22 protein-coding genes are annotated in these 24002 nt (G+C 72.6%); 8 read left to right on the top strand and 14 right to left on the bottom strand.

Translation table 11 applies throughout. The features are described from left to right. Positions 1-918 (top strand): alpha/beta hydrolase, encoded by a 918-nt coding sequence (locus HUT10_RS07870; protein ID WP_254896748.1) that lies wholly within the window; start codon positions 1-3, stop codon positions 916-918. A gap of 2 nt (positions 919-920) precedes the next feature. Here the strand turns inward: HUT10_RS07870 and HUT10_RS07865 are convergent, their stop codons facing one another. From HUT10_RS07865 to HUT10_RS07850, 4 genes are all read right to left on the bottom strand, one after another. Further along, the gene (locus HUT10_RS07865) at positions 921-1508 is read right to left on the bottom strand and encodes a TetR/AcrR family transcriptional regulator (protein WP_176170563.1); all 588 of its coding nucleotides are present in this window, start codon (positions 1506-1508) and stop codon (positions 921-923) included. Between the two features lie 261 nt (positions 1509-1769). Then, a complete protein-coding gene (locus tag HUT10_RS07860) occupies positions 1770-3371 on the bottom strand; it encodes an amidohydrolase (RefSeq protein WP_176170562.1) in 1602 nt (533 codons plus the stop codon). A 2-nt stretch (positions 3372-3373) separates the two neighbouring features. Next, positions 3374-4126: a MoaF C-terminal domain-containing protein gene (locus tag HUT10_RS07855; protein ID WP_176170561.1), complete on the bottom strand. Its 753-nt coding sequence runs from the start codon at positions 4124-4126 to the stop codon at positions 3374-3376. 7 nt (positions 4127-4133) lie between these two features. Beyond that, on the bottom strand, positions 4134-5996 hold the full coding sequence (locus HUT10_RS07850) for a primary-amine oxidase (protein WP_176170560.1): 1863 nt from the start codon (positions 5994-5996) through the stop codon (positions 4134-4136). A gap of 113 nt (positions 5997-6109) precedes the next feature. On the opposite strand from HUT10_RS07850, the gene HUT10_RS07845 reads away from it, so the two are divergent. Next, positions 6110-6808 carry an SDR family NAD(P)-dependent oxidoreductase gene (locus HUT10_RS07845; protein WP_176170559.1) on the top strand — a complete coding sequence of 233 codons (699 nt, stop codon included), beginning with the start codon at positions 6110-6112 and terminating at the stop codon, positions 6806-6808. A gap of 13 nt (positions 6809-6821) precedes the next feature. Next, positions 6822-7622 (top strand): SDR family NAD(P)-dependent oxidoreductase, encoded by an 801-nt coding sequence (locus tag HUT10_RS07840; RefSeq protein ID WP_176170558.1) that lies wholly within the window; start codon positions 6822-6824, stop codon positions 7620-7622. Position 7623: 1 nt separating this feature from the next. On the opposite strand, the gene HUT10_RS07835 is transcribed toward HUT10_RS07840, so the two are convergent. From HUT10_RS07835 to HUT10_RS07805, 7 genes are read right to left on the bottom strand one after another with little or no spacing between them, the layout of a single operon-like run. Further along, positions 7624-8316, bottom strand: a complete 693-nt coding sequence (locus HUT10_RS07835) for an ABC transporter ATP-binding protein (RefSeq protein ID WP_176170557.1) — start codon at positions 8314-8316, stop codon at positions 7624-7626. Next, on the bottom strand, positions 8313-10016 hold the full coding sequence (locus HUT10_RS07830) for an ATP-binding cassette domain-containing protein (protein ID WP_176170556.1): 1704 nt from the start codon (positions 10014-10016) through the stop codon (positions 8313-8315). The genes HUT10_RS07835 and HUT10_RS07830 overlap by 4 nt, the downstream gene beginning before the upstream one ends. Continuing rightward, the gene (locus HUT10_RS07825) at positions 10003-10863 is read right to left on the bottom strand and encodes a branched-chain amino acid ABC transporter permease (RefSeq protein ID WP_176170555.1); all 861 of its coding nucleotides are present in this window, start codon (positions 10861-10863) and stop codon (positions 10003-10005) included. The genes HUT10_RS07830 and HUT10_RS07825 overlap by 14 nt, the downstream gene beginning before the upstream one ends. Before the next feature lie 10 nt (positions 10864-10873). Next, positions 10874-12046, bottom strand: coding sequence for an ABC transporter substrate-binding protein (locus HUT10_RS07820; protein WP_176170554.1), 1173 nt, complete (start codon positions 12044-12046; stop codon positions 10874-10876). Continuing rightward, entirely contained in the window at positions 12043-12438 is a 396-nt protein-coding gene (locus tag HUT10_RS07815; RefSeq protein WP_176170553.1) for a nuclear transport factor 2 family protein, read from the bottom strand. Before HUT10_RS07815 ends, HUT10_RS07820 begins: the two co-directional genes overlap by 4 nt. Positions 12439-12449: 11 nt before the next feature. Next, positions 12450-13217 carry a MoaF C-terminal domain-containing protein gene (locus HUT10_RS07810; protein ID WP_176170552.1) on the bottom strand — a complete coding sequence of 256 codons (768 nt, stop codon included), beginning with the start codon at positions 13215-13217 and terminating at the stop codon, positions 12450-12452. Between the two features lie 57 nt (positions 13218-13274). After that, positions 13275-14219 (bottom strand): helix-turn-helix domain-containing protein, encoded by a 945-nt coding sequence (locus HUT10_RS07805; RefSeq protein WP_176170551.1) that lies wholly within the window; start codon positions 14217-14219, stop codon positions 13275-13277. A 223-nt stretch (positions 14220-14442) separates the two neighbouring features. Between HUT10_RS07805 and HUT10_RS07800 the strand changes: the two genes are divergently transcribed. Next, a complete protein-coding gene (locus HUT10_RS07800) occupies positions 14443-15015 on the top strand; it encodes a hypothetical protein (protein ID WP_176170550.1) in 573 nt (190 codons plus the stop codon). Positions 15016-15280: 265 nt separating this feature from the next. Here the strand turns inward: HUT10_RS07800 and HUT10_RS07795 are convergent, their stop codons facing one another. Further along, entirely contained in the window at positions 15281-15808 is a 528-nt protein-coding gene (locus HUT10_RS07795) for a CHAP domain-containing protein (RefSeq protein ID WP_176170549.1), read from the bottom strand. A 138-nt stretch (positions 15809-15946) separates the two neighbouring features. Beyond that, positions 15947-16834 carry an XRE family transcriptional regulator gene (locus HUT10_RS07790; RefSeq protein ID WP_176170548.1) on the bottom strand — a complete coding sequence of 296 codons (888 nt, stop codon included), beginning with the start codon at positions 16832-16834 and terminating at the stop codon, positions 15947-15949. A gap of 137 nt (positions 16835-16971) precedes the next feature. Here HUT10_RS07790 and HUT10_RS07785 point away from each other — a divergent pair, with 137 nt between their 5' ends. The 4 genes from HUT10_RS07785 to HUT10_RS07770 all read left to right on the top strand — a co-directional run bounded on the left by HUT10_RS07785 (position 16972) and on the right by HUT10_RS07770 (position 23440). Next, positions 16972-17856, top strand: a complete 885-nt coding sequence (locus HUT10_RS07785; protein WP_176170547.1) for an XRE family transcriptional regulator — start codon at positions 16972-16974, stop codon at positions 17854-17856. 137 nt (positions 17857-17993) lie between these two features. Next, positions 17994-20957 (top strand): trypsin-like serine protease, encoded by a 2964-nt coding sequence (locus HUT10_RS07780; RefSeq protein ID WP_176170546.1) that lies wholly within the window; start codon positions 17994-17996, stop codon positions 20955-20957. Between the two features lie 123 nt (positions 20958-21080). Continuing rightward, positions 21081-21974 (top strand): helix-turn-helix domain-containing protein, encoded by an 894-nt coding sequence (locus tag HUT10_RS07775; RefSeq protein WP_176170545.1) that lies wholly within the window; start codon positions 21081-21083, stop codon positions 21972-21974. Next, a complete protein-coding gene (locus tag HUT10_RS07770) occupies positions 21971-23440 on the top strand; it encodes an MFS transporter (RefSeq protein ID WP_254896747.1) in 1470 nt (489 codons plus the stop codon). Before HUT10_RS07775 ends, HUT10_RS07770 begins: the two co-directional genes overlap by 4 nt. Here the strand turns inward: HUT10_RS07770 and HUT10_RS07765 are convergent. After that, the gene (locus HUT10_RS07765; protein ID WP_217709554.1) at positions 23362-23964 is read right to left on the bottom strand and encodes a TetR/AcrR family transcriptional regulator; all 603 of its coding nucleotides are present in this window, start codon (positions 23962-23964) and stop codon (positions 23362-23364) included. The genes HUT10_RS07770 and HUT10_RS07765 overlap by 79 nt on opposite strands. Between the last annotated feature and the right edge of the window lie 38 nt (positions 23965-24002).

Here is a 24002-nt window from a genome sequence, read left to right as displayed (position 1 = left end):
ATGGGTCTCGACCCCGCGGTGCGGGAACTGCTGGCCCGCAGCCCCGACGGGCCCGCCCGCCCGATGACGGCCGCCGAGCTGCGGGCGGCGTTCGCGGCGGCGCGGCCGGAGCCCGGCCCGGTGGCGCCGGTGGCTTCGGTGACCGAGGTGGCCGTGCCCGGCCCGGGCGGTGACCTGCGCGTCCGGCTGTACCTGCCGGACGCGCCCGGCCCGGTGCCGGTGTTCGTGTGGATCCACGGCGGTGGCTGGACGATCGGCTCGATCGACGAGAACGAGGTCGCCTCCCGCGCGGTGTGCGCGGCGGCGTCGGTCGCGGTCGCGGCCGTCGAGTACCGCCTCGCGCCGGAGGACCCGTACCCGGCGGCGCCCGCGGACTGCTACGCGGTGCTGGAATGGCTGGCGGCGGGCGGCGCCGGCCCGGCGGTTTCGCCGTCCCGGATCGCGATCGGCGGCGAGAGCGCCGGCGGCAATCTGTCCACAGTGGTCTCCCTGATGGCCCGCGACCGCGGCGGCCCGCCGATCGCGGCGCAGGTGCTGGTCTGCCCGGTGTTCGGCCACCCCGACGACGGCCACGCGTCCTATGTGGACTTCGCGACCGGCTACGGCATGACGGCCGACGCGATGCGGTTCTTCTTCGCCCAGTACGCCCCGCCTTCGTTCGACGACCCCTACGTGCTGCCGTCGCGGGCCGGTGACCTCACGGGCCTGCCGCCGGCGCTGGTGCTGACGGCGGAGTACGACGTCCTGCGTGACGAGGGGGAGGCGTTCGCCCGCCGGCTGGCGGAGGCCGGGGTGGCGGTGGACCGGCACCGGTACGCCGGGCAGATCCACGGTTTCTACGGGTTGTACACGGACCTGCTCGCGTCGGCGCGCTCGCACGCGGAAGTGGCCGCGTACCTGCGGGGGATCTTCGCCTGAGGTCAGGGGCGGGTGAGGCGGTCCAGGAGGGACTCCAGGTGCCGGTGCTGGAGGTCGATCGTGGAGAACTCACCCGCCACCAGGCTCATCACGTTGGCGCCGGCGTTGAGCAGGACGATCTCGTCGACGATCTGCTCGTCGGGGGTTTCGGTGACGATGTCGCCGTCTTCGCGGCCCTCGGCGAGGAAGCGGTGCAGCAGCCCACGCCATTCGCGGACGTGCTCGAGGTACTTGTCGTGCATCCGCTGGTTGCCCAGCGACATCTGCCAGAAGACGAGCAGCACCCGCCCGGCGGTGATCCGCTCTTCGTCGATGGGCATGGACGACACGCAGATCTCGCGCAGCGCGGTGAGCCCCCGCAGACCGTCGAGTTCGACGTATTGGCGCATCATGTCCAGGGCCCGCTCGTAGGTGGCCGCGATGATGTCTTCCTTGCTGGGGAAGTACAGCTTGAGCGCCCCGTTGGCGAACCCGGCGGCGGCGGCGATCTCCCGCATGGTGGCGGCTTCGATCCCGCCCCGCACGATCAGGTCCCAGGTGACGTCGACGATGTCGCTGCGCCGCTGGTCGTGGTCGATGATCTTGGGCACCCGGCACCTCCCGCACTGGTTTCTCTACCAGTGTAGGAGAAAGTGTGCGCGCGAACAGTACCGGGGTCAGCGCCCGCGCACCCCACCGGTCGGCTCGCGTACCCAGCCGGTCGGCTTGCGTACCGAAACGGTCGGCCTGCGTACCCAGCAGGTCGGTTCGCCGGATACGCAAGCCGACCCTCTAGGTACGCGAGCCGACTCTCTAGGTACGCAAGCCGACCCTTTGGGTACGCAAGCCGACCCTCTGGGTGCGGGACGGGGTCAGCGCCGGAATACGCGCCGGCCGGCGAACCACGTCTCCACGACTTTCGTCCCGGCTACCTCCGCCGTCCGGAAGGGATTGCGGTCCAGGACCACGAAGTCCGCCGACCGGCCCGGGGTCAGCGCGCCCGTCACGTCGTCCAGGCCGCACGCCCGGGCGCCGCCCAGGGTGAACGCCTCGATCGCCTCGGCCAGGGTGATCGCCTGCTCCGGCCAGAGCGCCCCCGGCCGACGTCCGTGCGGGTCCGCACGCGTCACCAGGCCCGCGATGCCCTCCCAGGCGTTCGGCGACTCGCTCACCGGCCAGTCCGAGCCGCCCGCCACCAGTGCGCCGGTGTCCAGCAACGTGCGGTTCGGCTGCATCCGCGCCGCCCGGGCGGGCGGCAGCACCTCCGCGATCGCCTCCGGGATCACCCCCGGCACCCACAGGAACGGCGAGATGTCCGCCGCGACGCCCAGCTCGGCGAACCGCGGGAGGTCGTCCGGGTGCACGAACTGCCCGTGCGCCACCTGGAACCGCGTGTCGGCGTACCCGGCCGCGCGCACCTGCTCGACCGCGTCCAGGAACTGCCGCACCGACGCGTCGCCCGTGCAGTGGACCTTCGCCGAGAAGCCCGCGGCCGCCGCCTTCAAGAGCCAGCCGGTCAGTTCGGCCGGGGGCATCGTCGTGGCGCCGTGGAAGCAGCTGCCGTGGGTTTCGTCGGGCAGGTACGGCTCCAGGAACGCCGCCGTGCGGGTCGGCGGCACGCCGTCGAGGAAGATCTTCACGAAGTCCGGCCGGTGGTGCTCGGTGCGGTACTCGCCGGCGAGCTCCAGCAGGGGCGCCCCGACCGGGTCGAAGCCGAAGATCGGGTCGTTGACCAGCAACGACGACACCACCCAGGCGTCGAGTTCGCCGGCCAGGTCCAGCGAGCGGAGCGCGCCGAGGATGTCGGTCGAGACCCCGGCGTCCTGGAACGCGGTGACGCCGAAGCCGTGCAGCACCTCGATCGCCCGCCGGGACGCCCGCCGGTGCTGCTCCGGGGTCGGCCCGGCGATCACGCGCTCGACCAGCACCCCGGCGGCCTCCAGCAGCAGCCCGCTCGGCTCGCCGCCGTCGCGGACGACGACCCCGCCCGGCGGGTCCGGTGTCGCCGCGGTGATCCCGGCCAGCTCCAGTGCCCGGCTGCTCACCCAGCGGTTGTGCCTGCTGTCGTCCGACAGGGACACCGGGCGCCCGCCCGCGGCTTCGTCCAGCGCCCGCCGGGCCGCCGGAACCGACAGCTCGGCGACCAAGGTGGACGCCCAGGCGCCGCCGGTGAGCCATTCGTCCGGTCCCAGCGACGCGGCCCGCGCGCGGACGGCGGCCAGGATGTCCTCGATCCCGGCGTCCGCGCCGAAGGTGAGCTCGAACAGCTCCGCCCGTCCGGCCATCGCGTGGTGGTTGTGCACGTCCACGAGCCCCGGCATGACGAACGCGCCACCGAGGTCGAGCACCTCGGTGCCCGGGCCGGCGACGTCGTCGACGACCTTGCCGCCGGTCACGGCCAACGACGACGCCCAGGGCCGCGTGCTGTCCAATGTGTACACGACGGCGTTCGCCAGCACCAGGTCGGCGGCCACGGTCAGCTCTCCGCCGGGTCGTACCCGGCCGGGTGGACGGTGGTGCTCAGCAGCCGCCCGTGCGCACCGAAGGTGAAGTGTGCCGGCCGCTCGCCGGTGGCATCGAGTCCGAAGAGGACACCGTGCGAGCGCAGGGCGCGGGCGTTGCGGTGGTCCGCGACGGTCACCGACGCGCACGGGATGACCTTCTCGCGCCAGGTGAAGACGTGGATGCCGGGCCGCAGCCGGTAGACGGTGTTCTCGTCGGTGTCGGCGAGGCCGCGCTCGGGCCCGGCGAGGCACTGCCAGGTGTACCAGTGCGGGCTCAGGTAGACGTGCTCGTAGGCGTGCTCGCGGCTGTAGACCCACAGGACCCGGCGCCCGATCAGGGCGGTGCTCGGCGCCATCGGCTCGCCGCGGACGTCGAAGCCGTCGATGGTCGCGGGCCGGAACTCCTGGGTGACGCGCGGGGTGCCGTGGTCGCCGATCGTCGTGGTGACCACCAGCGCCCGGCCGTCCCGCAGGTCCAGGAAGAGCGACACGGCCTCGCGCGCGTCCGGCGACGGGTGGTGCTGGACGTAGTAGAGGTCGTCGTCGACGAGGAACGTCTCGCCGGCCGCGATCTCCGCGTCGACGACCCGGCCGGGGCCGCCGTCGTCGTCGCGCAGCACGAAGGAGCGGCCGCGCAGGTCGTCGACGACCGGCGCCTTGTCGGCGTCGAAGCCGGGGGCGAGGCCGTCGAGCGGCAGCCAGGTGGAGGTGTCCGAAAGGGTCATCGTGTCCTCAATGTGCGCAGTGGTCGCCGGCCGGGAGGTCGAGCGCGGGGTTGCGGTCGAGGAACCCGGACGGCCGGAACAGGAACCCGGAGCGGTCGACCGGCATCACCGGCCAGTCTTCGGGGCGGGGCACGTGGGTCGGGCCGAACACGTGCCACAGCACGAGGTCGGTGTCGACGAGGTCGCGGTCGGCGGCCGTCCACGCCGGCAGGCCCGCGCCACCGGGGTGGGCGTTGGGGCGGTCGCCGGCCGGGAACCGCTCGTCCTCGCGGTACGGCGTCGCCCACAGGTGCTGCGTGGCGAAGGTGGCGCGGGCGTGCACGGTCGCCTCCGGCTGCGCCATCAGCGTCGCCGAGGGCCGCGGCACCAGCTGGTAGGCGGTCGGCTTGCCGAGCCGGTTGACCCGCGACGCGCTGCGGACCTCCCAGACGCGGGCGCGGGCCGGGTCGGCCCGGCGCATCGCCTCGCGTTCGGTCCGCAGCGGCGTGGTCTTCCAGGTGAACGCGTTGCCGTACGGGTTGCGCGGGCCGGTCGGCACGCCTTCGACGTCGACTTCGTGCAGGCTGGTGCGGTCGCCGTCGACCTCGACGTCGAGGCGCGCGCAGAACAGGTGCTGGTGGACCGGCGCGAACAGGCCGGGCGCCAGCTCGGTGGCGTGCGGCTGGTCCTGCCCCGGTGTCCCGGCGCCGCAGAAGACGATGCCGGTGGCCTTCGCCTCGAACTCGATCGAGCCGTCGAGGTGGAAGTACCAGTAGTGGCCGTAGTCGTAGTTGCCGATGGTGGAGATCGACGACACCACCAGCCGCCGCGACCGCCGGACCTCGGGCCGCCCGGCCAGGTCGGTGTGCTTCCAGAGGATGCCGTCGTCTTCCTCGTGCAGGCAGACCGCGCGCGGGATCTCGACCGGCTCGCCGCGGTCGTCGGCCACCCAGGCCGGGAAGTAGCGGATCTCGCCGACGCAGTCGCAGCCCAGGCGCAGGTCGTTGCCGTTCTTGCCGAACTGGTACTCGCCGGCGTCGAAGTAGCTGATCCAGAACCGGCCGGGTGCGACGTCCCCGTACGGGACCACCATCTCCGGGACGGACGCCCGGTACAGGACCGGCCGGTCCTGGAAGCCGACCTGGTGCAGCGTCAGCCCTTCGCGGGCGTTGAACCCGATGCGCAGCCGCCAGCCCTCCCAGCTCACCTCGGCGCCCTCGACGGTGAAGCTCGGCCCGGCGGGCTGGGTGATCTCGACCGGCTTGAGCGTCGTCCGTGCCGGGACGCCGGTGTACCGCCCGCTCTCGGCGGGCACCGGGACGTCCCCCTCGTCCTCGACGCGCAGCACGCGCTGCTCGGTCAGGTTCAGGTGCACGACCAGGCCTTCGACCGGGTGCGCCCACGGGCTGTCGCCGGCGTCTTCCCGCAGGAAGGTCAGGGAACGCATGACGCGGCCGGTCTCGTCCTCGCGCCCGAAGTAGCCGGGTGCGAGCGGTGCGCAGAAGGCGTGCTCGATCCGGTCGGCGAGGCCGCGCCGGGCCATCGCGGCCTGCCACTGCGCCGACGCCTTCGTCAGCCGTTCGGCCAGCGCGTACTCCTCGAACAGGTACGACGGCTGTCCGTCGGCCTCGGCCCAGTCGTCCCAGGACACCAGCTCGCCCCCGGTCACCGAGACGACGGCCTCGCCGGCGCGGCCGGTGGCGGTGTCGAGGAGCGTGTACCGGATCCGGCGGTCGCCACCGCCGGCGCGCACCTCCGCCTTGGCGGGTTCGACCGGCAGGACCTGCGGGACCCGGATCGTGGCGCCGGCCAGCCCGGCCGCGGCGAGGATCGCGCGGCCGGCGGACAGCTCGGCGGCGGTCAGCGGGTCGAGGGGGTGCGGCGTGCTCACCCTGACGAGTCTCGGCCCCGTGCGCCGTGCGCGCCATCGGCCCTGCGGCGCCGGACAACAACGCTGCGCTCGCGGCCAACCGCCCGGCGGCCGCCCGCGGTCAGGATGGGCGCATGCGAACCGAACTCGCCGGGAAGGCGGTGCTGGTGACCGGCGGCGCGTCCGGCATCGGCCTGGCCTGCGCCGAGGCGTTCCGCGCCGAGGGCGCGCGCGTCGGCGTCGTCGACCGCCGGGCCGGTCCCGGCGTCGTCGAAGCGGACGTCACCGACGAACCCGCGCTGGCCGCCGCGGTCGACGCGGTGGCCCGTGACTTCGGCGGCCTCGACGCCGTGGTCGGCTGCGCCGGGATCTCCGGCCCGGTCGGCACCCCGCTGTCCGCGACCACGGCCGCCGACGTCGCCCGGGTGCTCGCGGTGAACGTCACCGGGCAGTTCCTGCTGGTCAAGCACGCGCTGCCGTGGCTGGACGAGGGCGGCGCGGTGGTCCTGCTCGGCAGTGACTCGGCGTTCACGGCGGCGCCGGGCATGGTGCCCTACTGCGCGTCCAAGGGCGCGGTGGTCGCGATGACCCGCGCGCTGGCCGTCGAGGTGCCGGGCATCCGGGTCAACTGCGTCTGCCCGTCGGTGGTGGACACGCCGATGGCGCGCGCCGACCTCGGCGCCCTCCTGGACGACCCGGCGTTCCCGGTGCAGGCGGCCGTCGATGTCGCCCGGCAGGTGCTGTTCCTCGCGTCCCCGGCTTCGCGGCCGGTCAACGGCCAGGCCCTGCTGGCCGACTTCGGGATGTCGGCGCGTTCGGCGTTCCCCGCTTAAGAGAGGATCCAGAGTGGACTCATCAGGCAAGGTCGTCGCGATCACCGGCGGCGGCACGGGCATCGGCGCGGCGGTGGCCCGCCGGTACGCGGGCGAAGGCGCGCGCGTGGTCGTGCTGGGCCGGCGTCGCGAACCCCTCGAGGAGGTGGCCGCGGAAACCGGCGCGCACGTCATCACCGGTGACGCGAGCGTCCGCGAAGACGCCGAAAGCGCCGTCGCCGAGATCATCGGCAAGTACGGACGGCTGGACGTCGTGGTGGCCAACGCCGGCGGCCATGGCCTGTCGTCGGTGGTCGACACCGGCGACGACGAGTGGGAACTGGCCCTGCGCTCGAACCTCTCCAGCGCGTTCGTGTTCTGCCGGGCCGCGCTGCCGTCGCTGGTCGAGACGGGCGGGCAGGTGGTCGTGGTGTCGTCGCTGGCCGGGTTGTTCGCCGGGCCGAACGTCGCCGGCTACACGGTGGCGAAGCACGCGCTCATCGGCCTGACGCGCTCGATCGCCCGCGACTTCGGGCCGCGCGGGGTGCGGGCGAACGCGGTGTGCCCCGGCTGGGTCCGAACCCCGATGGCGGACGGCGAGATGGACCAGTTCGCCGCGGCGGCTGGCTTCACCGGCGGCCACGACGAGGGCTACCGCCGCGTGACGGCCGAGGTCCCGCTGCGCCGCCCCGCCGAGCCCGGGGAGATCGCGGCGATCGTCCGGTTCCTGGGCTCGGCGGAGTCGTCGTACATCACCGGCGCGGTGATCGTCGCCGACGGCGGGGCCCACGCCGTGGACCTGCCGACCCTGGCCTTCGAGCGCGCCGGGATGTGAGTCAGGACCCGAGGTAGGCGGAGTGCAGGGTGGCGGGGGAGTCGAGGAGGGTCCGGGCGTCACCGGTGTAGGTGACGCGGCCCGACGAGACCACCACCGCCTCCTGCGCGACGCCGAGTGCCAGGTGGGTGAACTGCTCCACCAGCAGGATCGCCGCACCCTCGGCCGCGAACCGCGTCACGACCGGCAGCAGGCGGGTGAAGACCACCGGCGCCAGGCCCAGCGACATCTCGTCGATGAGCAGGTACGCCGGGCGCGTGGCGAACGCCCGCGCCAGCACGACCATCTGCTGCTCGCCGCCGGACAGCAGGGCCGCGGGGGAGTCGCGCCGCTTCGCCAGCTCGGGGAACAGCTCGAGGACCTCGTCGACGACCGCGGGCGTGCGGGCGGTCAGGCGGAGGTTCTCCAGCACCGTCAGGCCGGGGAACACCGCGCGGCCCTGTTCGATGTGGGCCAGTCCGAGCCGGGCCCGCGCCACCCGGGAATGCCGGGTGACGTTCACCCCGCCCAGGTGGACGCTGCCCGCCGACGGCGCCACCACGCCCGACACCGCCTCCAGCAGGCTCGTCTTCCCGGCGCCGTTGGGCCCGAACAGCGCCGTGATCCGGCCCGGTTCGAGGACCAGGTCGACGTCGCGGATGACCGGGCCGGCCCCGCGCGTCACCGTCAGCCCGTGGACTCGCAACGCGTTCACAGCAGCTCCGTTTCGCCCATGTACGCCTTCAGCACGGCCGGATCGGCCAGGACGTCGGCCTGCGGCCCGCTCGCCAGCACCCGGCCGAAGTCGAGCACGGTGAGCGTGTCGCAGACCGACCGGACGAGGTCGAGGTCGTGCTCGATGAGCAGCACCGACACCCCGAACCGCGCGGGCACCTGCCGCAGCCGCCGCCCGAACGCCACGTGCTCCTCGTGCGGCAAGCCGGCGGCGGGTTCGTCGAGCAGCAGCACCCGCGGCTTCGCGAGCAGGTGCCCGACCACCTCGACGAGCCGCCGCGCGCCCGCGTCGACCCGCGACAGCGGCGTCCGCGCCGCCGGGCAGCCGAAGAACACCAGCGCGCCGTCGAGCTCGCGGCCGGTGAGCCGCCGCCGGGCGACGAACCGGACGTAGGCGCCGACGGTGAGGCCGGGCGGGACGCGGTCCTGCTGGAACGTCCGCCGCAGGCCGGCACGGGCCCGCCGGGCCGGCGATCCGGTGAGCGGCCGTCCGCCGAGGGTGGCGGTGCCGGTGGCCCGGGGCAGGAAGCCGCTGATCGCGTCGACCAAAGTGGACTTCCCGGCGCCGTTCGGGCCGATCACGCCGAGGATCCCGTGTTCCGGCACCGTGATGTCCACTTCGGACAACGCGGTGACGTGCCCGAAGGAGACGCTCAGCCCGCGGACCTCGAGCACCGGGTCGCCGGGTGGTAGCGGCGCGACGTCGGGGACGGGTTCGGTGAGCCCGACCCCGGCGGTCCGGCCGGAGCGGCGGCGGTACCACAGGGCCCGCACGGCGGTGCCGAGGTTGCCGCGGCCGGTCAGGGCCTGGACGCCGAGCACGCCGAAGACGACGAAACCCCAGTCCTGCGGCACGCCCCAGCGTTTGAGCAGCTCGGGCACGGCGACCCAGAGCAGCGCGCCGAACACGGCCATGTCGATCAGGTGCGCGCCGGACATGATGGCCAGCACGTACAGCGCGAGGGACTGGATGGCGGTGAAACTGGCCGGGAAGGCCAGTCCGACCTGGCCGGTGAGCAGGCCGCCGCTGATCCCGCCGAGGGCGGCGCTGACCGCGAAGGCGGTGAGCTTCGACGTCCGCACGCCCGCGCCGACCGCCGCGGTCCCGCGCTCGGAGAAGGCCACGAGGTGCCAGCTGCTGCCCCACCGCCCGCGCCGCAGGAAGTGCACGACCAGCCCGCAGGCGACGAGCACCAGCACGGCGAACAGGAAGTAGGAGCGGTCGTCGGAGAACGCTTCGGGCCGCTCGACGGAGAGACCTTCGGTGGCGCCGGGGAATTGAATCTGCACGAGCGTGAGATCGGCGGCCGCGGCGAGCCCGAGGGTGACGACGGCGAGGGTGATGCCCCGCAGCCGCAGCGCGGGCAGCCCGACGAGCACCCCGGCCACGGCGGCGGCGAGACCGCCGAGCAGCAGCCAGGTGCCGAACCCGCCGGGCACGCCGGCCACGTTGCAGGCGGAGACGACGAACGCGCCGACGGCGGCGAAGGTCAGCTGGCAGAGCGAGATCATCCCGGCGGTCCCGGTGACGACCCCGAGCCCGAGCAGCGCGATGGCCGCGACGACGGCACTGACCCCGAGGTACACGAAGTACCCGGCGAGCCCGACGCTGAGCGCGTAGCCGACGGCGACCGCCGCCGCGGCGACGGCGAACGGCACGAGCCTCTCAGCGAGCCGCATCCCACACCTCCTTGCGCTGCGTCCACAGCAGCAGGGCCACGATCACCAGGAACGGGAGGAAGTACCGCAGCACCGACAGCCGGTCGCTCTGCGCGACCGCGCCCTGGGCCATGCCCAGCACCAGGCCGCCGAGCACCGCCAGGTCCAGCCGCCGGAAGCCGCCCAGCAGGGCCGCCGCCGCGGCCGGGACGACCAGCATCGCCAGCGAGGTCGGGTCGTTCGACTGCGACGGCGCCACGATCGAGACCGCCAGGGTCGCGATCACCCCGGTGGCCGTCCACACCCCGACCGACAGCGGCCGGGCCGGGATGCCCAGCAGCTCCGCTGTCGTCGGGCGCTCCGACAGGGCCCGCAGGCGCACGCCCAGCGCTGTCCGGGCCAGCACCGCCCGGCAGGCGAGGGCGACCAGGACCGCCAGCGCGACCGTGAGCACCGTGACCTGGCTGACCACCACCCCGCCGATCGTGAACGCCGGCCCGGCCAGCAGCGGGTGGAACGGCTGCGGCTTGTTCCCGAACAGGATGAACGCCAGCGAGATCAGCAGCAGGAGCACCGCGACCGTCGTCGCCGAGCGCGTGCCGGTGTCGGCCTCGGCCAGCCAGGTGGCGACGATCCAGCCGAGCACCGCGCTCAGCGCGCCGCCGAGCAGGATGCCAGCCAGGGTGGCCAGCCACGACGGGACACCGAGGTGGACGGCGAGGAAGACGGCGACGTAGCAGCCGAACATCCCGGTCGCGGACTGGGCGAAGTTGACCACCCGCACCAGCCGCGACATCAGGGTCAGGCACACCGCGAGCACCGCGTAGAGCCCGCCGGCGGCCAGACCGGCCAAAGCGCCCTGCAGCATCGACGTCCTCCTACTGCTGGGGGATCCGGAGCCAGTCCTGCGCCACGAGCTCCCACTTGCCGGCGCCGGTGGCGAGCTTGATCGGCCAGCCCGCGGTGTTGTCGTGGTGTGCCTGCGCGGGCCCGAACACGTACGGCGTGCCGACCATCGGGTCGCTGATCGGCTGCATCTCGCGCAGCGCCTTCGACACCGTCTCGCGCGTGATGTCGCCCTTCATCCCGCGCAGCACGGCGAGGAAGTACTTCGCCGCCAGGTAGCCGCCCTGGCTGAACGACGTCAGCGGGATCCCGTTCTTCGCCATCAGCTCCCGCCAGTCCTTGTTGGCCGGGGCGGCCGCGTCGGTGAACGGGTAGAACTCGGCCGGAACGTACACGCCGGCGCCCGCGTTCGAGATCGCCTTGGCGTAGTTCTCGCTGTAGACGCTGGTCAGCAGGAGCCAGGTGACGTCGGTCCAGCCCTGCGCCTGCGCGGCCTTGAGCTGGCCGATCGAGTCCGGTTCCACCGGGTTGACGGTGATCGCCTTGCAGCCCGCCGCCCGCGCCTTGACGATGTAGGGCGTGTAGTCCGACCCTCCATAGGGGACGGTCGAGTCGACGTACTTCAGCTTCTTGCCGGTGATCTTCGTCCACTCCGCGATGGCCGCCTGGTACGCCGGCAGCGTGTTGCCGGCGATCTCCAGCAACGCGCAGATGTCGTCCTGCTTCAGCACTTCCGAGCCGTAGAGCAGGGTGAGCGTCATGTCGTGGAACGGGCCGACGTTGACCGGCGCGATGTTCGGGCTGGAGAAGCACGCCGGGTCGACGCCGACGCCCGGCATCGACAGGATCTTCTGCTGCTCGTAGTACTTCTCGTTGATCTCGCACTCGATCAGGCTCGACGAACCGACGAGCGCGACGGCCTGGTCGCCGCCGACCACTTCGCGGGCGGCCGCCGCGGCGGCCGCCGGGTCGCCCTTGTCGTCGATCGCCTTGTACTCGATCTTGCGGCCGCCGACACCGCCGGCCGCGTTGGCCGCGTCGAACACGGCTTTCGCGGCCTGGGACGCCTCCGGGAAGGTGGCCGCGCCGGACAGCGCATTGACCGAACCGACCACGATCGGGCCGTTCGCGCCGGCTTCGGAACCGGCGCAGCCAGCGGCCGCCAGCAGGACGGCGATCGCGAGTACGGGCAGGGTTTTTCTCATTGCTGCTCCCGGAGGGCGGCCACGACGGGCGCGGAGTCGACGATCTGCTCGAAGGACACGACCTCGCCGCTCGCGAAGCGCCACAGGTGCGCGACGCGGGCGGTGAAGGACCGGCCGGTCCGGCGGTGGGTACCGGTGTAGGTGCCGACGCCGACCACCGCGTCCCCGGCGTCGAGCAGGTCGCCGAGGGTGAAGCGGTAGCCGTCCCAATCCCGGCCGATGGCCTCGAACACGTGCTCGCGCACCTCGTCCGGGCCGGTGTAGGTGCCGGCGTAGGGGAACCCGGCCGCCTCGGTCCACGTCGTCCCGGGGCCGAGCGGGGCGAGCATGCCGGGCAGGTCGCCGGCGTCGCTGGCGGCGTAGTGCGCGCGGATGACGTCCACATTGGACACGAGTGGCTCCTTCAGACGGGTTGGGCGTCGGGGTAGGCCACCGCGCCCAGCGGGTAGATGTGCCCGCCGGCGCGGGAGTGCTCGGATTCCCCGTCGCCGGTCAGGCCGAGGAACACGCCGGTGGTGCGCAGGGCGTAGCCGAGGTCGTGCAGCCAGACGCTCGCCACGGCGATCCGGAACTCGCGGAAGCAGAACAGGTACAGGCCGTCGGCGAACTTCCACACGGTCGAGAGGTCCATGTCGCCGTGGCCGCGCTGCACGCCTTCCAGGCACTGCCAGGCGTAGCGCTGCGAAGAGACGTAGACGTGTTCGTAGAGGTGGTCGGGGCTGTAGCGGTAGAGGTTCCGCTTGCCGATCAGGTCGCGCGACGGCCCGGGCACGGCCTCGGACGGTTCGCCGCCGTCGGTGACTCCCGCCCGGAAGTCCTGCGAAACGCGGGGAACGCCGTCGACGTCCTCGGCGCCGATCACCGAGCGGACGGCGAGGGCGCGATGGGTGGCCGTCGAATACACGACGGTGAGCGCTTCGCCGTCGACGCTGGTGAGCGGCAGGTTCACGAAGAAGACGTCGTCGCGCACGGCGACGGCGTCGTAGGGGTCTTCGACGCCGTTGCACACGACGTGCCCGGCGTCCTTGAAGGTCAGCGCGAGGGTTTCGCCGTCGTCGAGGGTGATCGTGACGTCCCGGCCGGTGAGGTCGGCGTTCGGCAGCCGGTAGGTGGCGATGCCGGCCGCGAACTCGTCGTAGGTGCGCCAGTCGTCGGAGGGGGCTTCGGGCATGGCCTCATCGTCGGGCGGCCCCGTGGTCCGGGCGAGCGGTCACGCGCTGGCGGGCAACTACCGGACGCTGACGGTCAACTCACGGCGCAGCTCGCTCGGCGCCCGGCCGAACGCGTTCTTGAACACCCGGCTGAAGTGCGCGGCGTCGACGAACCCCCACCGGGCGGCGATGGCCGCGACCGGGCGGCCGGCGTGCACCGGGTCCAGCAGGTCGCGGCGGCAGTGCTCGAGCCGCCGGGTGCGGATCCAGCCGGAGACGGTGGTGCCCTGCTCCTGGAACAGCCCGTGCAGGTGGCGGGTCGAGATGAAGTGCTCGGCGGCGATCCGCGCCGGGGTGAGGTCGGTCGACTGCAGGTTCGCGTCGATGTGGGCGCGGATGCGGCGCATCAGCTCGTGGTGCGGGTCAGCGTTCGCGCGCGCGAGGTCCAGTTCGGTGGCGACCAGGGTGGACAGCAGGTCGACGGCGCTGTGCGCCAGCCGCGCGCCCGCGGGGCCCGCGAGCTGCTCGAGGTTGCCACCGAGCTGGGCGAGGAACGGCACGACGACGTTGCCGACGCCCTCCTTGCCCGACATCCGGACGGCGGTCAGCCGCCCGACCAGCTCGGCGGGCAGGTCGATCAGCCGCTGCGGGAACATCACGACGAGGGTGCGGAAGTCCTCTTCGAACACCAGCGAGTACGGCCGGTGCGTGTCGTAGAGGGCGACGTCGCCGGGGCGCAGCACGGCCTGCCGGTCGTCCTGCACCAGCAGCCCGGTGCCGGCCAGGATCAGGCTCAGCTTGTAGTAGCGGCGCTCGGCGCGCGCGATCAGCTCCGGCGTGCGCTCCACGACGTGGGGCGAGGCGGTGACCTCGGAAACCTGCACGTCATCGGCCACCGACGAGCGGATCCGGCCGCGGAACCCGTCACCGCCCGCGGTCACGTGCAGCGGCACGAAGGAGTGGGAGACCGCGGCGCGGAATTCGGTGAAGTCGCGGGCGATGAGGGTCGTCGGGGCAGGCACGGTCACCTCGCAGCGTCGGGAGGAGGTAGCGTCGTATACGATAAGCGATACGATCTCCGGCGACAATGCTCGGCCTGCTTGCGCCCTCGGGTTCGCTGGTGCCGGTGACCCTTTCGCGCCGCCGGAAACATCGATCGGCGAGATTCCTTCGAAAGTGGGCCGCGGGCGTGTGGACGGGTGTTTTCGGATTGCCGGTCGTCTCGATCTTGCCGACACTCGGTGCATGGAGAACACGGTTTCCGAACCCGAGGCCCCGCCGGAGTCCGACGTCCGGTTCCCGATCGTCCTGCGGGGGTACGACCGCAGGCAGGTGGACGAATACGTGCGCGTGGCCGAGAAGCGCGTGGATCGGCACGAGAAGGCGCGGCGGGTCGCCGAGCGCAGGCTGGCCAAGGCCCAGGTGCCGGCGCCGCGGGCTGCGGAACCGGATGGTGCCGCCGGGCTGGGCAGGCGGATCGAAAAGATTCTCGAGGTCGCGAAATCCGAGGCCGCGGAGATCAAAGAACAGGCCCGCCGCGAGAGCGAGGAAATCCTGTCGGCGGCCGAGAAGACGGCCGCCGAAGCGGAGAGTGCGCGCGAGGAAACCGAGCGCACCGCGCGGCGGGAGGCGCAACTCATCGTCTCCCGCGCCGAAGAAGAAGCCGCGGCCATCCGGGCCGCCCACCAGGCGGTGCTGAGCCAGCTGAGCCGGATCGCCGAGGCGGTCGAGGACCTGCACGCCCGATACGGCGGCGAGGCCGAGGGGGAGAGCCCGGCCGAGCCGGAGCCCGCGGATTCCGCGCCGTCCCTCGCCTGACCCTGGGTGATTTCGAAGGCCGACAGCGACACCCGGACGGCGCGCCCCGGCACGGAGCGAGCCGCTCCACGCACACCGCGACGCGGTCGCGGAGCAGCTGGTGGGCTGAGCGCGCTCCGCACGGTCCTGCCGCCGGCTGGTGGCGGGACCGTGCGAGGTGCAGCCCAGGGAACGCTGCGCATCACGACCGGCCAGCGCGGGGGAGGGGTGAGCCGCTCCGATCGGCGGGTGCATGTCGGCGGGCCGCCCGGTGTGGTCGCCCCGGTCAGTCGTAGAAGTGGATGTAGCGGAAGGAAGACGTGCTGACGTCGTGGACGAGGTAGTGGCCGTCGCCGGTCCAGTTGTAGTCCTCGACCGTGATGGTGCCGCCGTGGATGCTGTCCACGATGGCCACGTGGCCGTAGCGGCCGTTGTCGGTCTGGGCGATCGAGCCGACCGTGGGGGTGTTGTCGACGCGGTAGCCCTGGTTGCGCGCGTTGTCGTCCCAGTACTTGGCGTCGCCGTAGTTGTTCGCGCTCTCGCCGTGGCGGGCGATGTTGAAGGCGGCCCAGGAAACGCACTCGCGGTTGTACATGTTCCAGTCGTCGACCACGGAGTCCTGGGGGACGTTGCGCCACTTCGCGGGGTAGATGTCGCCGATGGTGGTGGCGGTCGCCGCGGCGGGGACCGTGCCGAATTCGGCGGCCATCGACGCCGGCTGTGCGTGGGGGGCGGCGGTCGCGGTGGCGGTGCCGCTGACGGCGAAGGCGACGACGGCGGCGAGGGTGAGCAGGGCACGGGACGGTCGGCGCATGGTGACGGCCTTCCTGTTCGGGGAGTGAATGCGCCGTCACGGTAAGTCCGTGATCGCGCCCGGCCCAGGCCTTTGTGAACGACAGGTCGGCGGCGGCACGAACGCCCAGGTCGGCGTCAGCCGTTCACAGAATTGCCGTCACCACTGCCACCCGGTGCCGTAGATGCCGGGACGGACGTCGCGCAGCGCGAGGGTCGCCGCGTGCGTGCTCCCGGCCGACAGCGGGCTGCCGGGGTGCTCGGGTCCGCCCAGCCCCCGCTGCTCGAAGGAACGGACGTGGCGCGGCACTCGCGGGCCGAAGCTCACCTGGCAGACGTATTCCGCGATCGGCCGGGTGAACCGGCGGTGGTAGTGGTCGATCGGGGGCCCGGGCGGGAAGCGGACCTCGTACTCCACCACGGTCACCGCGCCCACCGCGAGCGGGTGAGCGAGGTGCAGCTCGCCGGCGACCATCCCGGTCGCGCGGTCCACGCAGACCCGTCCCAGCCGCGCCGAGCGGACGTAGTGGTAGCGGGGATCGGCGGTCAGGGCCGAGTCGGCCTGGTAGTAGGTCAGCAGCCGGTCGACGCCGTCGACGGTGGCTTCGGCGACCATCCGGACCTGCAGAGCGCGCTCGGCCCCGTGCTCGTCGAGCAGCAGGCGGTCGTGGATCGACCAGAAGGACAGCTGGCCGTCCGGCGGTGGCTTCAGCTCGTCGGCGAGGGCCCGCAGCTGCGGCCACAGCCGGCGGCGTTCGATCCGGCAGGCGGGCTCGCCGAGCCAGCGGCCGCGGGGCGCTTTGGGGCCGAGCCGCGAGGTCAGTGCCCCGGCGTCGAGGCCCAGCACCGATTCCAGCTGCGTGACGGCGACCATCGACGTGTCGCGTTCCGGCTGCGACCGGCCGCGCCGCCAGTAGGACAGCGCCGAGCGCGAGAGCCGCACCCCGCGGGCGGCGAGGTGGTGCTGGAGCCGTTCGAGAGACAACCCGGATTCGTCGATCGCGGCGTCCAGCGTGACCGCGAACGAGCCGGGCGACGGCCGGTTCACCCGTCCAGCATGATCAGGAGCAGGACCTCGTGGAACCGACGAAAGTCCTGCTCCTCGACCTCCCTTCCCACGGTGTGACCTCGATTTCCGACGAACGGCGGTGGCCGGCCGGACCCGTGGGCGTCACAGTGAGCGCCGTGCCGCCGTCCCGTGAAACGTTCGCCGGGGCCCTCGACGCCGCGATCAGCGACGCGGGGCTGACTCTGGACCGGGTCCGCGAACACCTGGCCGCGCGCGGGGTCTCGGTCTCGCGCAGCGCTTTGGTGTACTGGCGGATGGGGCGGTCCAAGCCCGAGCGCGAGGCGTCGCTGCGCGCGGTCGTCGAGCTCGAGCAGGTGCTCGGGCTGACCATCGGGGCCCTGACGTCGTTGCTCGGACCGGATCAGCCGCGGTGCCTCCGGCAGGGGAGCCGGACACCGCTGCTGGAGCGGCGCCGGCTGTGGCCGTCGGTGCGGCAGACGGCGCTCGAGTTCGAGCTCCCGCCGGAGGACGACGTCCGCCTGCGGTCGGTGCACGACGAACTCGTCGTCGACGACCACCAGCGGGAACGCCTGCTGCGGGTGCGGGTGGTCGCCGAGGCCACCACGGACGGCGTCACGCGGATGCCGGTGTACTACCAGACCGAGGACATCACCCGGCCGCCGCCGCGCTTCGCCGCCGTGTTCTGCTGCCGCGCGGGCCGGGTCCGCAGGGACGTGGATGGTGGCCTGCTGGTGGCCGAGCTGTTCTTCGACCGGGAGCTGGCCGCCGGAGACGTCGCCGCCGTGGAATACGAACTCGTCTTCTCGCGTGGCCTGCCCACCCTCGGCTACCACCGCCGGCTGACCCGGCCGGCTTCGATGTACACCTGTCAGGTGCAGTTCGGCCGGACGGTCCCGCGGAGCGTCGAACGTTTCGAGCGGCGTGATCTCGCGGCCCCGCGCCGGAAGGTGCACCCGCTGCGGCTGACGGACCGCAGGGTCGTGGCCGTGGCGGCGCGGGAGGTCGGAGCCGGCATCATCGGTGTCGAATGGGCGTGGTAGCAATTCTGTGAACACCGGCCGTTGAACAGCGGATATCGCTCCGGCGCGGTGTGACCGTCACTTCTGCTGGCAAATCGGGAACCCCGGTTCTTACGGTCCGTGGTGCTGTATTCCTCCTCACCTCCCCGGAGCAGCACATGCGAAAACCAGCCTTCCTCGCCGCCGTCTTCCTGGTGACGACGGCCTTTTCCCCGCCGCAGGCCGCGGCCGCGCCACCCCCGTTGGTGCCGCTGGGCACCGCTCCCGCCATCCCAGCCGGCGCCACCCCGGACGGCTCGGCGATCCCCGGAAACCTCACCGTGTCCGTCGCGCTGAAACCCCGGGACGCAGCGGGAGCCGAACGGTACGCCGCTGCGACCGCCGACCCGGGATCCCCGCTGTACCACCACTACCTGGGCGCCGCGGAGTACACCGAACGGTTCGGGCCCACCGCCGGGGCGGTCGACTTCGTGCGGAACTACCTGACGGGCAAGGGACTCCGGGTCGTCGACGTCACGGGCAACCGCCAGGTCGTCACCGCGTCGGGTACCCCGGGCCAGGTCGAAAGCGCCTTCACCACCACGCTTTCCGGCTTCCGGTCGGCCACGGGTGAGCGCTTCTTCAACGCCACCGAGCCCGCGGCGGTGCCGGCGGACGTCGCGTCGGTCGTCCGCGGCGTCACCGGCCTGACGAACCGGCCGGCCGCGCACCGCGCGGGTTCGCCGGCGGGACCGGCCGGGCCCGCCGGCGGCTACACCCCGGCGCAGCTGCGCACCGCCTACAGCATGAGCGGGCTTTCCGGCTCGTACGACGGATCGGGGGAGACGGTCGGGCTGATCGAGTTCGACACCTTCAAGCAGTCGGACATCGACGCCTGGACGCAGTACTTCAAGCAGCCTGCCGTCACGCCGGAGGTGGTGAAGGTCGACGGCGGCGTCCCGAACCCCGGCAGCGACCAGCTGGAGGTCACCCTCGACATCCAGGCCGTGGCCGCCACGGCCCCGAAGGCCAAGCAGATCGTCTACTCCGCGCCCAACTCCGACCAGGCGTGGGTGCACGAGATGGCGAAGATCGCGTCGGACAACAAGATCACCATCCTGTCGGGCTCGTGGCTCAACGGCGAGATCTGCGAGTCCGATCCGATCGCGGCCTCGCACGACTCCTACACCCAGCTCGCCGCCCAGGGCGTCACGCTGCTCTCGGCGTCCGGCGACTGGGGTGCCACCGGCTGCGGCTACCAGGGCGACAACAAGACCGTCCAGGCCGACTACCCGGCCAGCGACCCGCTGTTCACCGGCGTCGGCGGCACCCAGCTGCGCACCTCCGACAGCGCGGGCACCTGGCAGTCGGAGTCGTGCTGGAACCAGGGCAGCAGCGGCAACACCCGCTCCGGCGGCGCGTACTCGAAGATCTACGCGCGCCCGGACTGGCAGCCGGGAACCAACCAGTACCGCTCGGTGCCGGACGTCTCGCTGCTGGCCGACTACGGCGCCGGCGCGCTTTCGGTGTACATGAACGGCGGCTGGCAGGACGTCGGCGGCACCAGCCTGTCCTCGCCCCTGTGGGCCGGGTACGTGGCGATGCTGAACCAGAAGTCGCTCGGCAGCGGGAAGTCCCGGCTCGGGCAGCTGAACCCGAACATCTACAAGATCGCCGGTTCGGCCGACTACGCCTCGACCTTCCACGACGTCACCTCCGGCGGCAACGGCACCTACAACGCGGGCACCGGCTACGACCTGTGCACCGGCTGGGGCTCGCCGAAGGCCGACGCCCTCAGCGCGAAACTGGTCGGCGGCGGCGACACCCCGCCGCCCCCGACCGGCGACTTCAGCCTGTCCGCCTCGCCGTCTTCGGGCAGCGTCGCCGCCGGCAGCTCGGTGAGCACTACGGTCACCGCGGCCGCCACGGCGTCTTCGTCCGCTTCGCCGTCGGTCGTGGGCGGCAGCACGACCACGACGGCCGCGCACCCGTTCATCATCTCGATGCGGCGCGAGGGCTCGGCGTTCCCGGGGCAGCAGTCCTGCACGGCCACGTTGTTCGGGCCGCACACGGTGCTGCTGGCCGCGCACTGCCTGCTGGAGAAGCCCGGCCACAAGTGGTTCGTCTACGGCGCCGACGACCTGACGCAGAACACCGGCACCACCGCCGAAATCGCCTCGCAGTGGGTGCACCCGGGCTACACGGACTGGAGCGCGGGCGCCGACATCGCCGTCGTCACCCTCGACAAGGACATGCCGGTCCCGGCCGGGATCACCTACCCGAAGCTCAACACCGATCCGAGTCTCGAAGCCGCCGGGACGCAGGGCCTGTCCATCGGCTGGGGCGAGACGGGCGCCAGCACCTACAGCAACGTCCTGCGCCAGGCCGACGTCCCGGTCGCGGCGGACAGCGCGTGCCGGGGCCGGTACACCGACCCGCACGGGCAGGAGCAGTACAAGACACCGGCGATGCTGTGCACGGGGTACGCCGACCACCACGCCGGCGCCTGCGTCGGCGACAGCGGCGGCCCGTACCTGGTCGGCAACTCGGTCGTGGGCATGTTCTCGTGGATGTCGACGGGCTGTGACTGGTACGCCGTCTACGCCCGGGTCTCGACGTACGCGGTGGACATCGCTCCGCACCTGCCCGGCGGCGACACCCCGCCGCCGTCCGGTGCGATCGCGCTGACCGCGGCCGGCCTGCCTTCGGGCGCGACGGCGGCGTTCAGCCCGGCGAGCGTGGACGTGGGCGGCCACGCGACGCTCACGATCTCGACGAGCGCGAGCACCCCGGCCGGGACGTACGACGTCACGATCTCCGGCAAGAGCGCGAAGTCGACGCAGACGATGCACTACAGCCTGACGGTCACCGGCGGGCAGCCCGCCGAGCTGCAACTCGCCAACCCGGGCAACCAGAGCAGCCGGACCGGCCAGGCGGTGAACCTGCCGCTGCAGGCCACCGGCGGTGCCGGCGGGTACCGGTGGTCCTCGACCGCACTGTCACCCGGATTGAGCCTCAACGCGGCCACCGGAGTCATCTCGGGCACCCCGACCCGAGCCGACAGCCGGCAGGTCACCGTGACGGTGACGGATTCGGCGGGCAAGAAGGCGTCGGCGGCGTTCTTCTGGTTCGTGTTCGGCTGAGTCGCACCACCAGGCGGTGCCACCCCCGGGGACGGGGTGGCACCGCCGCCCACATCCGGCACTCGGGTACCTGGGTGCCTTGCACCCAGGTTCCGGGATTCGGGCCGCATTACTGTCGGCGGTGTGGACAGTGAGAACAAGCTCGGTGACTATCTGCGAGCGCGGCGGGCCCTGCTCCGGGCGCAGGACGTCGGGTTGCCCGACGACGGTCCCCGGCGGGTGCCGGGGCTGCGGCGGGATGAGGTGGCGCTGCTCGCCGGGGTGAGTACCGACTACTACGTGCGGCTGGAGCAGGGGCGGGAGCGGCACCCCTCCGACCAGGTTATTCGGTCGATCGCGAGCGCGTTGCGGCTGGACGACGCCGCCGCGGGGCACTTGTTCCGGCTGGCCCTGCCCGTGTTCGGGGCGAGCTCGGCCACGTCGCTGACCGTCGCCCCGGAGCTGGTCCGGCTGATGGACGGCCTGGCGGACGTGCCCGCCTTCCTGGTCGGTGCGGCGCAGGACGTCCTCGCCGCGAACGCGATGGCGCGGGAGCTCTACCGCGGGTTCGCCCGGTACGACAACCTGCTGCGCATGATCTTCCTGGACCCGTACGCGAGGTCCTTCTACGGTGACTGGGACGCCGCGTCGCGGCTGGCGGTGAGCAACCTGCGGGCGTCTTCCTCGCAGTTCCCCGGGGACGCGCACATCGAGCGGGTCGTCGGGGAGCTGACCGTGCGCAGCCCGGCGTTCGCGAACCTGTGGGCCCGCTACGAAGTGCGTCCGCGAACCACCGAGGTGAAGCACTTCGTGCACCCGCAGGTGGGGGAGCTGCGGCTGCACTTCGAGACGCTGGCCGTCGCCAGCGCGCCCGGGCAGCACCTGTCCGTCTACAGCGCCGAGCCCGGCAGCGCCGGCCACGACGGCCTGGTCCTCCTGCGCCGTCTCGCCGAGCAGGCAGCCCGTTCCGGCCATGGCGACCAGGACGAGGCCTTGGAAAAAGGTGACGCTCACTCCGAAAGCGGGACCGAGCAATGACTCCGACATCGAACACCCCGGCCCGGACGTGGGTCGGCGTGGTCACCCTGCTGGCCGGCACGCTGCTGCCGCCCCTGGACTTCTTCGTCGTCAACCTCGCCATCCCGTCGATCCAAGACGACCTCGGCGGTGGCGACCTCCTCGGCCAGCAGATCGTGGCCGGCTACGCCGCCGCCTACGCCGTCACGCTCACCCTCGGCGGACGGCTCGGCGATCTGTACGGGCGGCGGCGCGCTTTCCTCGTCGGCCTCGTCGGGTTCGCCCTAGCCTCGCTGCTGTGCGGCTCGGCAGGCGAACCCTGGCTGCTCCTCGCCGGGCGCGTCCTGCAAGGCCTGACCGCCGCACTGATGGCGCCGCAGTCCCTGGCCCTCATCCGCGCGAGCCTCGACGGCCGCGAGCAGACGGTCGCCCTCGGCTTCCACGGTGCGACCCTCGGGCTCGCCGCGGTCATCGGCCAATCCCTGGGTGGCCTCCTCGTCACCGCCGACCTCGGGGGCCTGGGCTGGCGGGCGATCTTCCTCATCAACCTGCCCGTCGCGGCCGTGGGTCTCCTCGGCAGCCTGTTCCTGCGCGACCCGCACACCCGGGGCGGGGAAAGGCTGGACTGGGCCGGCGCCATCCTGCTCTTCGCCGGCCTTGCCGGGATCGTCATCCCGTTGGTCGAGGGGCGCGCCCTGGACTGGCCGTGGTGGTGCTTCGTGCTGATCGTCGCCGCCGTCATCCTGTTGCGCGGGTTCTGGCGCTACGAGTCGTCGCTCGGCGGCGGCGGTCGCGTGACGCCCCTCGTGCCACCCGCAGCGGTCACGGCGCCCGGCGTGCGGATCGCGCTCGTGGCGGTCGCCCTGTTCTACTCGATCGCCGCGTTCTTCCTCGTCTTCTCCGAACACGAGCAGACGGCCGGCCGCACGCCGCTGCAGGCGAGCCTGGACATCCTGCCGCTGGGCATCGGTTTCCTCATCGGCCCGCTGACCGTTGCCCACCTCGTGCGGGTCATGGGGCGCCGGATCGCCGCACTCGGCCTGGGCCTGGAGACCGCCGGCTTCCTCGCCTTCGCCGGCCTCGTCGCCGGGTTCGGTCACACGGCGTGGACCGCCGCGCCCCTGGCGCTCATCGGCTTCGGGCAAGGGCTCGCCCTGCCCTCGCTGATCCGCCTCACGGTCACCCACATCCCGCGTGCCTTCGCCGGCCTGGCCAGCGGCCTGGTCAACGCGACCCTGCAGATCAGCGCGGCCCTGTCGGTCGCGGTCATCGGCGGTCTCTACTACGCCGTTTCCGGCGCGTACGGGTCGGGCGCCGCCCTCACCGCGGTCTCGCTCCTCATCGCCGCGCTGCTGTTCGCCTCCGCCCTGCTGTCGCTGCGCGCCGAACGGGTGCCGGCACTGGACGGCTACGTCCAGTCCGGTGCCGGACGGGGCAGCGGGCTGGCGCCCTCCGGGCGGAGGCCGTCGAAGACGATCGTCAGGTAGCGCAGCCACAGGTCCGCAGGGGCGCCGGGCAGGTTCTCGGCGACGTGCACCGGCGCGCAGATCAGCAGGTACACGTCGGTGCCCGTGATGTCGTGGCGGACGGCGCCGCAGGCACGCGCCCGGTCGACCAGCGCGCTCACGTCCGCGTGCAGGCTGTTCCTGATTTCCGTGACCACGGCGTCGTCGGCACTGGCCGACAGGAGGAACGTCAGGTCGCGCTGCCGGCGGCGGTCTCCGGCCACCGTCAAGAACTCCAGCAGGGCCGCGCCGGCGTCCGGGGCGTTCGCCAGCCGCTCCGCGACATCCCGCAGTTCCGCCAGGTGGTTCGCCACGACCGCGACGATCAGCTCCTCCTTCGTCGCGAAATGGCTGAAGACGGTCCCCTTGGCGAGCCCGGCGCGGCGGGCGATGTCCGAGACCGACGCCTCGATGCCGTGTTCGGCGAACTCCTCCTCGGCCGCGGCCAGGACGCGTTCACGGTTGCGCATCGCGTCGGAGCGCGGGCGGCGGGTGGCAGGCGGCACCGTGTCATCCTAGCAACTTGACCCGTCGGTCATTTTAT

It is taken from the genome of Amycolatopsis sp. Hca4 (genome assembly GCF_013364075.1).
In the GTDB taxonomy this organism is placed as follows: domain Bacteria; phylum Actinomycetota; class Actinomycetes; order Mycobacteriales; family Pseudonocardiaceae; genus Amycolatopsis.
Note: the sequence above shows the minus strand (reverse complement) of the source record. Positions and strands in the feature narration are given on the sequence as shown.